Genomic DNA, 14,685 nt, shown 5'->3' on the forward strand with positions numbered 1-14,685 from the left:
GATGCCTTACGTATTGCGACATAAGGAAACCGGGGAAATCGCCGCAGCCGTCTTGCGGAATATATACGACATCGATTATTGGGGGGCCCGCTGGTGGGCCGCCCCCGACGAGGCGGAGACGGCCGCGGCGGGAAATCCCGACTGGGCCGTACTGCAGGTGACGGACTCCCGGCTGAAGCTGATGAACGTGAAGCTGAATAACGATCCGAACCGAAGGTTATATTTGGACGAACAAGGTTCGATCCGCGTCGAAACCGGTTCCGCCCGCTAAGGCGGAGCCTTTTTTCACGATTCATATCGTATATCCGCGGAATATATCACCTGAAGTCGTCATCGGTAAACGGGCTCTCGTCCTGAAAGGGCGGCAAAGCCGTTTATCCTTGTTCGCGCAAGCATATTGGTTTAGCGAGGTATCGTATGAACAAAGTCAAACTGTATGAGCAGCTTTCTTCGTCGCGGGAAGCGGAATGGGGCGCATTGAAGGCGTACGTGGAGCAAACGGGCTACGGCGCATTTCGCGACTTAGTCGATGAGTTCAAAGCCGCGATCAAGAAGGCGACCGATCTCGATGAGGAAGAAGTTCGCTCGCGAATTGAGGCGGCCGAGCGCCTGTTTCCGGAGCCGGCCAAGTTCAGCCCTACGTGGCAGGTTGTTTGGAAGGAGCTGCGGGGCATGCTGCACTGGAAGGCGTACATATATCGCGCGGTGCCGGATGGAGAACGGGACGGCGAATGGCAAATTTTGATGGATAACCCGTTTACGAATCAAGAGGTCGTCTGTTATCCGGGTTTGCCGTTCGACGAAGCGGCCAATTTGTTTGCGTACTTCCGTCCGAACCTGGTGAAGAACGAATATTTGCGGCTGCAGAAAGTTTCCACGGCCATTACGGAGAACGGCGGCAGCGAAGAGTAAGCGGCATTTTTAGGCGATTGTTAGCGTTTTCAAAATAACTCTTGTGCATTGCCGGCGGCAGGCATACAATGGAGGCGAAAGCTTTCCATAAGGGCGGTGAACCGAAGATGAACCAACCATCCGTCGTGTCGTTCTTCAACAACCTGCCGCAGAAGCAATGCTCCAAGTGCGGCTCTTATTTACAAGAGCAAGCCGATTGCTACTGGAATGAATGCTTTGAATGTATGGATTTGCATATTGTCCCGATTGTACTGGCTCCCAAGCACAGCAGCAGCTTACGCAAGTAAATCGCAGCATATGAATAGCTCGAAAGCTGATCTTATCGGTCGTGATAGGGTCAGTTTTTGATTTTTTTGGAACGATTTTCCTTCGGTGCACGTATGTAAGCACGAGGGGGAGTCGTATGGCAAAGAAACTTCTTTTTTGCTTGGCTGTATTATGGATCGTCGGTTTTACGCTTCTCGGGTGCGGCCCGAAGAACGACGATCTTCGATTTGCGGGCGGCACGGCGAACTGGGCTGCGGAATATACGGTTACATTCTTGGGCGACGGTTATCATAAAGATCGTTTCGCTCTCACTGATCTTGGCGGGGAAGAGATACAAGGAAACATTCAATATGAATTTGATCATGGCATCGGCGGGGGGAGCGCGGACACGCCCATGCCTCCCCGATCAAAGACGGTTACTTCGGACGGAGATGGGAATAGCGCGCCTCCTACGAAAGACAGCGAGGTGCAGGTCATCGTGCATTGGAACGGGAAAACGGAGCGGTTTGCGCTTTCGGCGGACCATCGGTAAAGGGAATCTGGACGTTTCCCGTCTTAACTTTTCCTTTCATTTATGATATGTATGTAGAGACATACATTTCCGTTGTCCGGGAAGGTTAGGAGGGTGCTCTCAGATGAGACGACGATTTGTCATTGAAGCGGTTATGGCAGCGATATACGGAGAGTTGGCGGTCCCCAACCGGCCGGTGGAATATATATTGCCTTATTCGACGGTCATGGAGCTGTACGAGATGAGGGATAACGGCGAGCCTGTCATGCCGGATCCCGGGGACGATGCGCATGTGAAACAGAAAATCGGCGAAATGATCGCATTTTTTGAAGAGCCGTTAAACCGGAAAAAAATCGAAAGAGCGTTCGGCGCGCCTTGGAGGACGAGTCCTCCGCTGCTCGTTAACGATAAAATTTCGTTTGTCGTCATTAACTCCGTAGAGAATGCGCAATATGGAGAAACGTTCGACCCGATCGAGACGGAGCTGATCCTGGCATCGCTGCGCGAGCAGGTGCCGATTTTGACCGATCAGGTCGATTTCCTTGAGCGGGTGATCGATGTTGAGGTGCCCGTGCAAGTGTTCGATATCGAGGATTTCGAATTTGCGCTGGAGGCGGATGCGCCGCTGGAGGATTGGAGATAGCGGCCGCCGAGGCCTGTAAACAAAGTCCCGCTTCGCGGGACTTTCAATTTGCGGACAAAGCGCAATAATTTCGCAGTGCATTTTTTCGTTTTTGGGCCGCGATGGGGGAATCCCCCGCTGCAACAGAACTATATTCCGTTGCAGATTGACTCGCGTCCAACCGACCACCTCGAACGGAACTTTATTCCGCTGCAGCTCCTCTCACCGACAAACTAGCTACCTCCAACGGAACTTCGTTTCGTTGTAACCAGCCGCACCGCATGACCGACATTCGCATTCTAGAACACTTCGCCAATTTCGGTCGTATTACAGACAAAAGAACCCATATTCCTTAAAATGCCGCCTATAACCGAACTATCAATCAATTAACAAACCATATGTCCGGTTTTCTGCCAAATAGACGAGTTTTCATAGATTCGCAAACCTATTGGCCTTCTAGTGTATTCTGTTTTTTTTATTGACGCCCCTAGTCTACCAATATAAAATGTTTTTATATTTATTCTTCAACTATGTAAAGCGTTGACGGAAACAAGCTGTAAAGCTGGATTACGACGAGGGGGAAAAGAGATGAAGTTGAGCAGGAAGGTTTTGGCGCTGGTAGCTGTGGCCGCATTGACGGTCGCCGTCGGCTGCGGACAGAAAAACGCCGGAAACGGCGGCACGCAAGGCGCCGGCGGAGGCGATGGCGGTGCCTCCGACGGAAAGAAGTATAAAATCGGAATCTCGCAAATTGTCGAGCATCCGTCGCTTGACGCTACGAGAGAAGGATTTTTGGCGGCGCTCAAGGACAACGGCCTAATCGAAGGCCAGAACCTGGAAGTGAAGGTAGGCATCGCGCAAGGCGACGGCACGAACAATATCACGATTGCGCAAGGGTTTAAGAACGACAAGGTCGACTTGGCGCTCGGCATCTCGACGCCGTCCGCTCAAGCGATCGCGAATGAACTCAAAGACGTACCGGTGCTGTTCACGGCCGTAACGGACCCTGTCGGCGCAGGGCTTGTAGAAAATCCGGAAGCGCCGGGCGGAAACATTACCGGCGTATCCGATACCCACCCGGACGAAATTCCGAAGCTGATGGAATTTATCGGCACGCAATTCCCGAACGTCAAGACGCTCGGAACGGTCATTAACGCAGGCGAGCAAAACTCGGTCGCATCGATCGAAATGGCGCAAAAGGCGCTGGACACGTACGGCATCAAGATCGAGAAAGCGACCGTGACCTCGAGCGCCGATGTGAAGCAGGCCGCCGAATCGTTAATCGGCCGCGTCGATGCCATCTACATTCCGAAGGACAATACGGTAGTTTCCTCGTTAGAAGCGGTTATCGGCGTAGCGAACAATAACAAGCTCCCGCTGTTCGCAGGCGACGTCGACTCGGTGAACCGCGGCAGCTTGGCGACGTTCGGCTACCAATATTACGATATCGGATACACAACGGGTAAGCTGGCGGCGGATATTTTGCTGAACGGCAAAAAAGCCGGCGATATCCCGGTTAAATTCCCGGAACAGCTCGACTTGTACATGAACGAAACCGCGGCCGAGAAGCAAGGCGTTGAGATTACGCAAGCGATGAAAGATTTGATCGGCAACGAAGAGCACATTGTAAAATAGCAGCGAAGAGAGTGACCCGCCAAGCGGGCCACTCTCCTCTTATACGGAGGTAATGATATGACCGTCGCTTTGATCGGTTCCGTCGAGCTCGGGCTTTTGTACGCCGTTATGGCTTTGGGCGTCTACTTAACATTTCGCATCCTGGATTTTCCCGACCTGACCGTAGACGGCAGCTTTACGACAGGAGCGGGCATTGCGGCCGGCATGATCGTATCCGGCACATCGCCGTGGATCGCCACCATTTGCGCGTTCTTCGGCGGGCTTGCCGCAGGAGCCGTTACCGGGCTTCTGCACACGAAAGGGAAAATTAACGCGCTGCTGTCCGGAATATTAATGATGATCGCGCTATATACGATCAATTTCCGGATCATGGGCCGTCCGAATATTCCGCTGTTGAATCAAGAAACCGTATTTCCCGACGGAGATGTCGTGACGTACGTTTCCTATGCGCTAATCATTGCGCCGATTATCGTACTGGTTATGAAGCTTCTGATCGACTGGTTTCTGAAGACAGATATCGGCATGGCCGTGCGGGCGACCGGCGACAATCCGAAGATGATACGCAGCTTCGGCGTAAACACCGATAATACGATCATATTGGGCGTCAGCCTGTCGAACGGGTTGGTGGCCTCCGCCGGAGCTCTCGTTGCGCAATATCAAGGTTATGCGGACCTGCAGATGGGAATCGGCATGATCGTTGTCGGGCTCGCTTCCGTCATTATCGGCGAAGTATTGTTCGGTTCCGGCACGATCGCCCGCGCGACGCTGGCCGTTGCGCTCGGCGCCATCGTATACCGGATCGTCATTGCGATCGCGCTTCGCTACGGCTTGGAGCCGTCGGACATGAAGGCGATGACGGCGCTGATCGTCATTATCGCGCTTACCGTTCCGATGATCCGAAAGAAGCAGAGAGAGAAGTCGATCGGGAAAAAACGGAGCGCGGAGCTCGGACGGGAGGCGGTGTAACCTGATGCTCGAGCTGAGAGAGGTAGTTAAGGTGTTTTACCCGTACACGCCGGATGAGAAGATCGCTTTAAGAGGCGTTTCGCTCAAGCTGCGCGAAGGCGATTTCGTAACGGTCATCGGCGGGAACGGCGCGGGGAAATCGACGCTGATGAACGTCATCTCCGGCGTGCTGAATCCGGAAGCCGGGGACATTTCGATTGACGGAACGAACGTAAACAAGCTGAGGGAGCACGAACGCAGCAAATGGGTGGGTCGCGTGTTCCAGGACCCGATGTCCGGAACGGCGCCGACGATGACCATCCAAGAAAACCTTGCGCTCGCTTATCACCGCGGGCAGCGCAGGGGACTAAGCTCGGGGCTGGCCAGGAACAGGCAGAAGCTGTTTAAGGAACGGCTGGCGACGCTTGGGCTGGGCCTTGAGAATCGATTGAACGCGAAGGTCGGGCTGTTGTCCGGAGGAGAGCGTCAGGCGCTCAGCTTGCTGATGGCTACGTTTACCGAGCCAAAAATTTTGCTGTTGGACGAGCATACGGCGGCGCTCGACCCTTCCCGGGCGGAGCTGGTAACGCAAATTACGGAAAAAATCGTTCGGGAGACGGGAATTACGACCCTTATGGTCACTCATAACATGGAACAAGCGATCCGGCTTGGCAACCGGTTGATTATGATGGACAAGGGATCCGTTATTTTCGATACCGAGGGAGAAGAAAAGAAGAGCCTGACGGTGCCGGCTCTCCTCGATAAGTTCGAAGCGATTCGCGGACAGCGCCTTGCGGACGACCGCGTCGTGCTTGCATAGTTACTTTACGGTCGCCCGGCTGCAATATGCCGGGCGATTAACGTTCCGTGCTTGCGCCCCGACTCGATGAAAATTTCATTCGCGTCTTCGCCTGAAGCGACGACGCCTGCGACGTATAGTCCCTTTACGCTCGTTTCCATCGTTTCCGGGTCGTAGACCGGCGCTCCGGTGTCCTCGCGCAGCTCTGCGCCGGTGCCGCCGAGCAGCACGCGGTCGGGGCGGAACCCGGTAAGAGCAAGAACAAAATCGTTGTCCATGACGGTTGTCGAACCGTCGGGATTCTCGACCGTAATCGTATCTTCCGCTATGCGGATGACGCGAGATTCGTACAGCATGTTGATTTTCCCCTTCGCAATCTGTCCCTCGAATAATGGAGATACCCACGGCTTAATTTTTTGGCGCTCCTTCGTGCCCCGATAGACGATCGTAACGTCCGCGCCGACGCGCACCAGCTCCATCGCCGCATCGACGGCGGAGTTGTTCCCTCCGATGATCGCTACCTTCGTGCCTGCATACGGATGCGGTTCTTGAAAGTAGTGAGACACCTTCTCCAGCGTCTCTCCCGGAATGCCGATCATGTTCGGTCGGTCGAAATAGCCCGTTGCGACGACGACAGTAGCAGCTTCATAGCGGTGCGATTTTCCTTTTCTCTCACTCGTCACTATAAATCTACCATGCTCTTTGGAGACGGACACGACTTCTTCGTAAGTGTGAAGACGGACATTTCGCCGCTGAGCGACGTTGCGGTAGTATTCGAGCGCCTCGCGGCGGAACGGTTTTTCGTTGGGAGTCGAGAAGGGGATGTCCGCGATTTCTAGCAGCTCCGCCGTGCTGAAAAATTGCAAATTCGTCGGGTAACGGTATATGGAATGGACAATGTTGTACTTTTCTATCACTAAAGGGTTGAGTCCTATGTTTTGCAGCTCAATGGCGGCAGCGAGACCGCACGGTCCCGCGCCGACGACGATTGCTTGTTCCATACGTAAAGAGGACCTCCATCCGATAAGTTCTTTTCTTTCTATACTACCTCAATTGGCGGATGGAAGTCACGGAAGCGGCGGATGCGCGAATATATGCGGCGATGTCCGGGATCGGCGATTCGGGCCGGAAGATGCGGCTAACGCCTGCGCGGAGCAGTGCGGGGTGGTCCGCCTCCGGGATAAGACCGCCTGCGATAATCAAGCCGCGGTCCCAGCCGGCGGCGCGCAGCTCTTCGATGACAAGCGGAAACAACATGAGGTGGGCGCCGGAATGGGACGACAGGCCGACGCAATCGGCGTCTCGTTCCACGGCCATCGCGGCGATTTCCTTCGGCGTCCGCCTAACTCCGCTGAAGGTCGCTTCAAGACCCAGCTCCCGAAGCGCCTTGACGAGAATAATGGCCCCGCGGTCATGCCCGTCCAATCCCGCTTTGGCGATGAGCACCTTGGTGCGGGGCAGGGGGCTGCGGCTGTTTTGTTTCGTTTGATTGATCATTCGTCTATGACCTCCCATTCGTCGGCGGATTCCCGGTACGTCCCGAAGATGCCGCTTAATGTGCCGTATATTTCGCCGACGGTGCAGCCGGCTTGAACGGCTCCATGCATGGACGGCATCGTATTGAAGCCGCGGCCGGCATCGTGCGAGAGCCGCCGCAGCGCCCGCGCGGCGTCAGTCTCGCTGCGCTGCGCCCGGGCTGCGGCAAGCTCGGCGGCCCGCTGCCGTTCGGCGTCGGCTTGCTGCTCGGCCCGGCGGATGCGCGACAGCGAAGGCACGGACCGGAGCTCCGCCCCGTCGCCGGCGAAACGGTTGACGCCGACGATCGGACGCGTGCCGTCCGTAATTTCGCGGTGCGTTCGGTATGCGGCGCTGCGGATTTCGCGCTGCATGTAACCGCGCCGGATCGCCTCCACGGCGCCGCCTTCCCGCTCGACCGCATCGAGGCAGGCGGCAATGGAGCGCTCGATCGCATCGGTGAGCGCCTCCACTGCATACGATCCGGCCAGCGGATCGACCGTCTCCGCCGCGCCGCTCTCGCAGGCGATGATTTGCTGCGTGCGCAGCGCCAGCGCAGCAGCGGAGGCGCTGGGCAGCCGCAGCGCCTCGTCCTTCGCGTTCGTGTGCAGGCTTTGCGCGCCGCCGAACACGGCGGCGAGCGCCTGCAGCGTTACGCGCACAACGTTGTTGTCCGGCTGCGCCGCGGTTAACGTGGAGCCTGCGGTTTGCGCGTGAAACCGCAGCTGCAGCGAACGCGGCTCCTTGGCGCCGAACCGCTCGCGCATGAGCCGCGCCCACAGCCGCCGCGCGGCGCGGAACTTCGCCGCCTCCTCCAAGAGGTGGCTGTGCGAAGCGAAGAAGAAGGCGATGCGCGGGGCAACCGCATCGACGGAAAGACCGCGGCTTAGCGCTTCCTCGATATACGCGATCCCGTTCGCAAACGCAAAGCCGACCTCCTGCGCCGCCGTCGCGCCCGCTTCCCGCATATGGTAGCCGCTTACGCTGACCGCGTTCCATCGCGGAAGCGATTCGCACACATGCTGCATCACGTCGCCCGCCAGCCGCAAGGACGGCTCAAGCGGGAATATATAGGCGTTTCTGGCGGCGAACTCCTTCAAAATATCGTTCTGCACCGTTCCCGACAAAGCCCGCCGATCGACACCGGCTTTGTCCGCGACCGCCTCCACCATGGCGAGCACGGCACCCGCCGTCGCATTGATCGTCATCGATAACGAAACGCCGCCGTCTTTGCCGCTGCCGCCATCGCCTAACGGAATCCCTTTAAGCACCTTCTCCATATCGGACAAAGATGATATGGATACGCCGGTTTTCCCGACCTCGCCGGCGGCCAGCGGGTCGCCCGCATCCAAGCCCAGCTGGGTCGGGAGGTCGAACGCGAGCGACAGACCCGTCTGGCCTTTCCGCAGCAAATATTTCAGCCGACGGTTCGTCTCCCGCGGCGAACCGAACCCGGAATATTGGCGCATCGTCCAGAGCCGGCTTCGATACATATGCGGATGAATGCCGCGCGTATACGGAAATTCCCCGGGCCGGCCGATCCGTTCCGCTTGCGCTTCATCCATAGGACCGGACGGGTAACATACGTCCATCTCTCCGCAAGAACGCGTGTTTACGGCACCATGTTGCCCTGGCAGCCATTCGTTCGCGGTCATCGGAGATCCACCTTCTCGTCCATAGCCGGCTGCATCAACAGCAGCGCGTTCTCTTCCACTTTCATTCGATGGCTAAGGACAAGCATATTGACCAGAGGGAACATGGCTGCCGTCCAATAGCATCCGAAGCAGAGCGGCAGCACGAGCATTTCGAGCGTAACGACCGCGTAATTCGGATGGCGGACATAGCGGTACGGACCTTTGCGGACGAGCTCTCGCCCGGGGACGACAAAGATGCGGGTGTTCCAATGGTCGCCGAGCGAACGGATGCACCATACGCGCGCCGCCTGCAGCAGCAGAAATGCGATTGCCGGAAGCAGCATCCATGGCGAAGGCTTGGGCGTGCGCAGCGTAAACTCCGCGAGCAACGAGAGGAAAAACATAACGTGCAGCAGCACGATATATTTGTAATGCTCGGCGCCGACCTCGAAGCCGCCGGCCTCCCGAATGCGCCTTGCGTTCCTTTCCGCCAGCCGAAGCTCCGCGAGCCGCTGGACGATCACAACGCAAAATACGAGCGTAAACCAAAGCAGCATTTGTCACCGCTCCTTATTAAAACTGTAATAACAGCAGCTCCGAGCTAAAGCCCGGTCCGAGCGCGCCCGCCAGTCCGCGGGAGCCCGGTTCGGTCCCTCCGCGCAATATGTCTTCGAGCACGAACAGCACCGTACAAGAGGACATATTGCCGTAATCGCGCAGGATGCGCCGCGAGGCGTCCAAGCGCTCCTTCGGGAGCCGAAGCGCCTCCTCGTAGGCGGTCAGCACCTTCGCCCCGCCGGGGTGCAATATGAAATATTCGATACTTTCCGGAGGCCAGCCGACGCTATTCGATAATTCCTCCACATTCGGGTGCATGTATCGAGCGATAATGGAAGGGATATCCTTGGAAAAAATGACCTTCAAGCCTTCGTTCGTAACGTCCCAACCCATTACGTCGAGCGATTCGGGCCAGATCGTGCTTTGCGTCGAAACGATCCGCGGCGCAGGGCGGCCGCCCGTGCCGATTCCATCGCACTCGTCACCGGCAACGAGCGCCGCCGCAGCTCCGTCCGCGAACAGCGAGGTAGCCACGATGTTGCTTTTGGACGTGTCGTTGCGAATGAAGGTCAAGCTGCACAGCTCCACGCTGACCAGCAAGGCTTTCTGCTTCGGAAATGCCTTCACGTATTCCGCCGCCCGCGACAAACCCGCCGCCCCGCCCGCACATCCGAGGCCCCAAATCGGCGTCCGTTTGATGTGAGGACGGAAGGACAGACGGTTAAACAAATAAGCGTCCAAGCTCGGAGTAACCGTCCCGGTAGTCGTCACCATAAAAATATGATCGATGTCTCCCGGTTCGGTACCGGCTCGTCCCAGGCAGCTTCGCACCGCCCGCTCGGCTAAATCCACAGCGCTTTGCACGAACAAAGCGTGCTTCTCTTCAACGGAGCGGGGATGCTGAAACCAATCGAGCGGCGCGCAAAAATGTCTCGTTTCGATTTCACTATGTTCAAAGATCGGCAAAAAGCGGTCAATATTATGAACGGAGGCTTCAAACATGTGCCTGACGGCGTTCCTCACGTCCGCTTGACCGATCCGATGCTCCGGAACCGCGGTCCCAACGGAAACGATGGCTGCGATGGTAGTTCCCTCCCGCTCAGGAAATGGTTACCATAGTTTTCCGATCGAGACGGCAATTTATGCACGAGCCTCCCGTATCGGGCGACGGGGATTCAATTTGTTATAATGAGAAAAGAGGGCTCGTTGTACAACCAACTTAGCATCAAAACTCTCATGTCCATGCGGCCACCACCATGTATGAAAGAAGCTAACGGAAGCGGATGTCCGCTAATTTTGTCGAAACCGGGTAAAAGGGCTCATTAGCGGAACCGAATGTCCGTTAATTCGCTTGAATCGCCGGTAATTGGCGGTTTTCGGGCGATTCGCGGACAACTTGTTCCGTTAATTCCGGCATCGCAAACCGAATGACGGGGACGCTCCGGCTTTAGCACCAAAAGATGGTGCTAAAGCGTTACNCGCGGACAACTTGTTCCGTTAATTCCGGCATCGCAAACCGAATGACGGGGACGCTCCGGCTTTAGCACCAAAAGATGGTGCTAAAGCGTTACAAGATAAGTTGACGTAAGGACGGATAAATATGAAGCCGAAAAAAACGACGGTAGGACTGTTGCTTACCGATGGGGAGCGGTTTCTCGTTTGCCACTCGACGGGGAACCGGTTTTACGATTTGCCGAAAGGGCTCCAAGAGGAAGGAGAAGCTCCCGAAGAAACTTGCCGGAGAGAGACGAAGGAGGAAACCGGAATCGACGTGCCGGTTTCCGAGCTGACCGACATTGGCGTGCTGCCCTACACGCGGGAAAAAGACCTGCATCTGTTCGTCTGGAAAACCGACGAGCTTCCGGATCCCGGCGCCATGGTCTGCACCTCCTATTTCCCGAATCGATATACGGGAAAGCCGACGCCGGAGGTTGACGGCTACCGGTACATTCCGTTCCGGGAGAAGGAAAGCTTTCTCGCCAAAAGTATGTCCGCCGCGCTTCAAGCCGTCGAAAGCAAGAGGACTATGTACGGCTTCTAAAATATGTTATTGACGAGATTCGTATTATGGTTTATAGTACAACTTATCGTTTTTCAATAACCGAATAACCATTCGATTATCTTATCGAGAGCGGCGGAGGGACAGGCCCTGTGAAGCCCGGCAACCGGTTCGCGTTACAATACGCGGATGCCCGGTGCCAATTCCTCCGGAAGCGCGCATGCGTTTCCGGACAGATGAGATAGGGACCTACAATAAATACGCCCCTGTCTCCTTTTATGAGTCGGGGGCTTTTTACGTTGCAAGAAAGGGGGAGCGTCTTTGATCGAAATTCATCATATCAGCAAAACGTTCGGTACGGGAGAGCGGACGTTCGCCGCGCTTAAAGATATACATCTTTCCATCCGCAAAGGAGAAATATTCGGCATCATCGGGCATTCCGGCGCCGGAAAGAGCACGCTGCTGCGCTGCTTGAACGCTTTGGAAACGCCGGACACCGGCCACATTACCATCGGAGACGTGAACATTACCGGCAGTTCGCCTCGGGAGCTGCAGGCGCACCGGCAAAAAATCGGAATGATCTTTCAGCACTTTCATCTTCTGTCTTCCGCCACCGTCTTTGATAATATCGCGTTTCCGATGCGTCTGGCCGGCGCTTCGAAGGCGCAAATTCAAACGAAGGTGAAGGAGCTTGCGGCGCTGGTCGGTTTGGAGGGGCACCTAAGCCGTTATCCGGCTCAGCTGTCGGGCGGGCAGAAGCAGCGTGTCGGCATTGCAAGGGCACTGGCCAACGATCCGCATGTGCTGCTTTGCGACGAAGCGACGTCGGCGCTCGATCCGCAGACGACGGATTCGATTTTGTCGCTGCTGCTGGACATCAACAAGAAGTTTCATCTGACGATTGTGCTGATCACGCACGAAATGCACGTCATTCGCTCGGTTTGCGATCGGGTCGCCGTCATTGACGGCGGACGCATCGTGGAATCGGGAGATGTGCTGGACGTCTTTTTGCGTCCGCAGCATCCGACCACGAAGCAGTTCGTATCGCAGCTCGGCGATGTAAGAGGGGCAGAGCCGCTTTCGGGCGAGCGTGCGAGAGGCACCGTTCTGCGGATTACGTTCCAAGGCGAACAAACCTACGAACCGGTTCTGTTCGAAACCGTCAAGGAGACGGGGATGTCGTTCAGCATACTGCAGGGTTCGATTTCTCAAATGAAAAATATCCCTTACGGCCAGCTGCTTGTCGAACTGCACGGCGACGACGGACAAGCCGAGCGGACGATACAGTCATTGCGCAAGCGCGGCTTAGAAGTGGAGGCGATGCAATGAATACGGATCAGACGATTCCTTGGGACGACGTGTGGAAGGCGACGGTCGATACGACGGTTATGCTCGGCTTTTCGACGCTGTTCACCGTTCTGATCGGCGTTCCGCTGGGCATCCTCGTCTTCCTGTTCTCGAAGGGGCAGCTGCTGTCCAATCGATTGATATATACGGTGCTTTCGTCTGTTATCAATTTGTTCCGATCCGTGCCGTTCGTCATATTGATGATCACGCTCATCCCGCTTACCCGGCTGCTCGTCGGCACGGCGATCGGCGTGGAAGGCACGATTCCGCCGCTCGTCTTCGGCGCTGCGCCGTTCTTGGCGCGCATTGTCGAGCAGTCGATGCGCGAGGTGGACAAGGGCGTTATCGAAGCCGCTCAAGCGATGGGCGCTTCTCCATGGCAGATCGTTACGCGGGTGCTGCTACCGGAAGCGAGGCCGGGCTTGATCGGAGGCATTACGATTACTGCGATTACGCTGCTCGCTTATACGGCAATGGCCGGGCTGATCGGCGGCGGCGGCCTCGGTCAGCTGGCGATCAACTACGGGTACAACCGGTTCCGGACGGATATTATGCTCGTCACGGTATTCATTTTGTTAATTATGGTGGTTATTTTGCAGACGGTTGGGGACAGGCTCGTCGCCCGGTACAGCCGGAAGTAGAATCCATATATAAAAAAGAGAAAATAGGAGGAAGAGAAGGATGAAGAAGGGGCTATTCGGATCACTCGCAGTATTGTTGTTGGTTGTTCTCGCCGCATGCGGCGGCGGAAACGGCGGAAACGGCGGTTCCAACGGGGAAGAGGTTACGCTGAAGGTCGGGGCATCCACGACTCCGCACGCGGAAATATTGGAGGTTGTAAAACCGAAGCTGAAAGAGCAAGGCATAAACCTTGAAATCATCGAATTTACGGACTACGTTCAACCGAACGTGCAGCTGTTCGAAAAGAAGCTCGACGCGAACTATTTCCAGCATATCCCGTATCTTGAGCAGTTCAATCACGACCAAAAGATGGATCTGGTCAATGCAGGCGGCATCCATATCGAGCCGATGGGCGCTTATTCTCAAAAAATTACAAGTGCAGACGACTTGCAGGACGGCGCGAAGGTCGCCATTCCGAACGACCCGTCCAACGCAGGGCGCGCACTGATCCTGATGGAAAAGAACGGGCTTCTTAAGCTGAAAGAGGGCGTCGGCGTCAGTGCAACGGTGAACGACGTCGTAGAAAACCCGAAAAACCTTCAATTCCAAGAGATGGATCCGGCGATGCTGCCGCGTGCGCTTCCCGACGTAGACATGGCGGTCATCAACACGAACTATGCGCTTGAAGGCGGCTTGGTGCCGACAGAGGATGCGCTCTTCATCGAAGGCAGCGATTCACCGTACGTGAACATCATTGCAGCCCGCCCGGACAACAAAGATTCGGATGCCGTCAAGAAGCTGGTAGAGGCGCTGCAATCCGACGAAGTGAAGCAATTTATTGAAGAAAAGTACAAGGGAGCCATCGTTCCTGCGTTCTAATCCATAACGAGTAAAGGGCTGTCCTTCGGTCATGCGAACATGACTTTGAAGGACGGCCCTTTGTTTTTTCGTTTGATTTGTCGCAGCAGGGAGGCTATGATTTTTTATGTGCGGAGCCGCTCCGCATAGGTCTCCAGCATTTCTGCGGTAACATACTGTCTCGTCGGCGAGATGCCGTGCTTCGCATGGGTGTTGATTTGGGCCGTAATCGAGTTGATGGAATCGAGCGAGTAGGGCTCTCCGCGTAAATATTGTTCGACGGCCGACGCAATGGCGCGCTCCCGCCGTTCGTCCATTTCTTGAAATGCCGCAAGGTGCATATGCTGCTTGCGCGAATGCTCCGATATCGCTTCATGTACGCTCATGTAATAATCCTCCGTTCGACGATCATACACATCATGTTACTATATTGATGCGCCAGTCTCAATGGATGGGGGAAAG

At 55.9% G+C, this 14,685-nt stretch carries 18 protein-coding genes and 1 riboswitch; of the genes, 12 read left to right on the top strand and 6 right to left on the bottom strand.

Annotated features, from left to right (window positions below):
- Position 1 precedes the first annotated feature (1 nt).
- The 8 genes from PT964_RS05710 (at position 2) to PT964_RS05745 (ending at position 5,712) form a co-directional block, all read left to right on the top strand.
- Positions 2-271, top strand: coding sequence for a hypothetical protein (locus PT964_RS05710; protein WP_274362364.1), 270 nt, complete (start codon positions 2-4; stop codon positions 269-271).
- A gap of 146 nt (positions 272-417) precedes the next feature.
- Positions 418-912, top strand: a complete 495-nt coding sequence (locus PT964_RS05715) for a hypothetical protein (protein WP_274362365.1) — start codon at positions 418-420, stop codon at positions 910-912.
- 107 nt (positions 913-1,019) lie between these two features.
- Positions 1,020-1,199: a protein YhfH gene (gene yhfH / locus PT964_RS05720; RefSeq protein WP_274362366.1), complete on the top strand. Its 180-nt coding sequence runs from the start codon at positions 1,020-1,022 to the stop codon at positions 1,197-1,199.
- A 116-nt stretch (positions 1,200-1,315) separates the two neighbouring features.
- Complete coding sequence (locus PT964_RS05725; protein ID WP_274362367.1) at positions 1,316-1,711, top strand: hypothetical protein; 396 nt, start codon at positions 1,316-1,318, stop codon at positions 1,709-1,711.
- Positions 1,712-1,814: 103 nt separating this feature from the next.
- Positions 1,815-2,333: an ADP-heptose synthase gene (locus PT964_RS05730; RefSeq protein WP_274362368.1), complete on the top strand. Its 519-nt coding sequence runs from the start codon at positions 1,815-1,817 to the stop codon at positions 2,331-2,333.
- 567 nt (positions 2,334-2,900) lie between these two features.
- A complete protein-coding gene (locus PT964_RS05735) occupies positions 2,901-3,947 on the top strand; it encodes an ABC transporter substrate-binding protein (RefSeq protein ID WP_274362369.1) in 1,047 nt (348 codons plus the stop codon).
- Positions 3,948-4,004: 57 nt separating this feature from the next.
- Positions 4,005-4,913 (top strand): ABC transporter permease, encoded by a 909-nt coding sequence (locus PT964_RS05740; RefSeq protein ID WP_274362370.1) that lies wholly within the window; start codon positions 4,005-4,007, stop codon positions 4,911-4,913.
- Between the two features lie 4 nt (positions 4,914-4,917).
- Complete coding sequence (locus PT964_RS05745) at positions 4,918-5,712, top strand: ABC transporter ATP-binding protein (protein ID WP_274362371.1); 795 nt, start codon at positions 4,918-4,920, stop codon at positions 5,710-5,712.
- 5 nt (positions 5,713-5,717) lie between these two features.
- Here the strand turns inward: PT964_RS05745 and PT964_RS05750 are convergent, their stop codons facing one another.
- From PT964_RS05750 to PT964_RS05770, 5 genes are read right to left on the bottom strand one after another with little or no spacing between them, the layout of a single operon-like run.
- On the bottom strand, positions 5,718-6,692 hold the full coding sequence (locus tag PT964_RS05750) for a YpdA family putative bacillithiol disulfide reductase (protein ID WP_274362372.1): 975 nt from the start codon (positions 6,690-6,692) through the stop codon (positions 5,718-5,720).
- 43 nt (positions 6,693-6,735) lie between these two features.
- Positions 6,736-7,188: a cobalamin-dependent protein gene (locus tag PT964_RS05755; protein ID WP_274362373.1), complete on the bottom strand. Its 453-nt coding sequence runs from the start codon at positions 7,186-7,188 to the stop codon at positions 6,736-6,738.
- Complete coding sequence (locus PT964_RS05760) at positions 7,185-8,861, bottom strand: acyl-CoA mutase large subunit family protein (protein WP_274362374.1); 1,677 nt, start codon at positions 8,859-8,861, stop codon at positions 7,185-7,187. The genes PT964_RS05755 and PT964_RS05760 overlap by 4 nt, the downstream gene beginning before the upstream one ends.
- Entirely contained in the window at positions 8,858-9,397 is a 540-nt protein-coding gene (locus PT964_RS05765) for an isoprenylcysteine carboxyl methyltransferase family protein (RefSeq protein ID WP_274362375.1), read from the bottom strand. The genes PT964_RS05760 and PT964_RS05765 overlap by 4 nt, the downstream gene beginning before the upstream one ends.
- A gap of 16 nt (positions 9,398-9,413) precedes the next feature.
- Positions 9,414-10,481, bottom strand: coding sequence for a type III polyketide synthase (locus tag PT964_RS05770; protein ID WP_274362411.1), 1,068 nt, complete (start codon positions 10,479-10,481; stop codon positions 9,414-9,416).
- A gap of 517 nt (positions 10,482-10,998) precedes the next feature.
- On the opposite strand from PT964_RS05770, the gene PT964_RS05775 reads away from it, so the two are divergent.
- From PT964_RS05775 to PT964_RS05790, 4 genes are all read left to right on the top strand, one after another.
- Complete coding sequence (locus tag PT964_RS05775) at positions 10,999-11,439, top strand: NUDIX hydrolase (protein WP_274362376.1); 441 nt, start codon at positions 10,999-11,001, stop codon at positions 11,437-11,439.
- 78 nt (positions 11,440-11,517) lie between these two features.
- Positions 11,518-11,640: riboswitch (SAM riboswitch) on the top strand.
- Between the two features lie 78 nt (positions 11,641-11,718).
- Positions 11,719-12,726, top strand: a complete 1,008-nt coding sequence (locus tag PT964_RS05780) for a methionine ABC transporter ATP-binding protein (protein WP_274362377.1) — start codon at positions 11,719-11,721, stop codon at positions 12,724-12,726.
- Complete coding sequence (locus tag PT964_RS05785; RefSeq protein WP_274362378.1) at positions 12,723-13,385, top strand: methionine ABC transporter permease; 663 nt, start codon at positions 12,723-12,725, stop codon at positions 13,383-13,385. The genes PT964_RS05780 and PT964_RS05785 overlap by 4 nt, the downstream gene beginning before the upstream one ends.
- A gap of 40 nt (positions 13,386-13,425) precedes the next feature.
- On the top strand, positions 13,426-14,244 hold the full coding sequence (locus tag PT964_RS05790) for a MetQ/NlpA family ABC transporter substrate-binding protein (RefSeq protein WP_274362379.1): 819 nt from the start codon (positions 13,426-13,428) through the stop codon (positions 14,242-14,244).
- Positions 14,245-14,348: 104 nt separating this feature from the next.
- Here the strand turns inward: PT964_RS05790 and PT964_RS05795 are convergent, their stop codons facing one another.
- Entirely contained in the window at positions 14,349-14,609 is a 261-nt protein-coding gene (locus PT964_RS05795; protein WP_274362380.1) for a DUF2533 family protein, read from the bottom strand.
- Positions 14,610-14,685: the final 76 nt, after the last annotated feature.

It is taken from the genome of Paenibacillus thermotolerans (assembly GCF_028745515.1).
GTDB lineage: Bacteria > Bacillota > Bacilli > Paenibacillales > YIM-B00363 > Paenibacillus_AE > Paenibacillus_AE thermotolerans.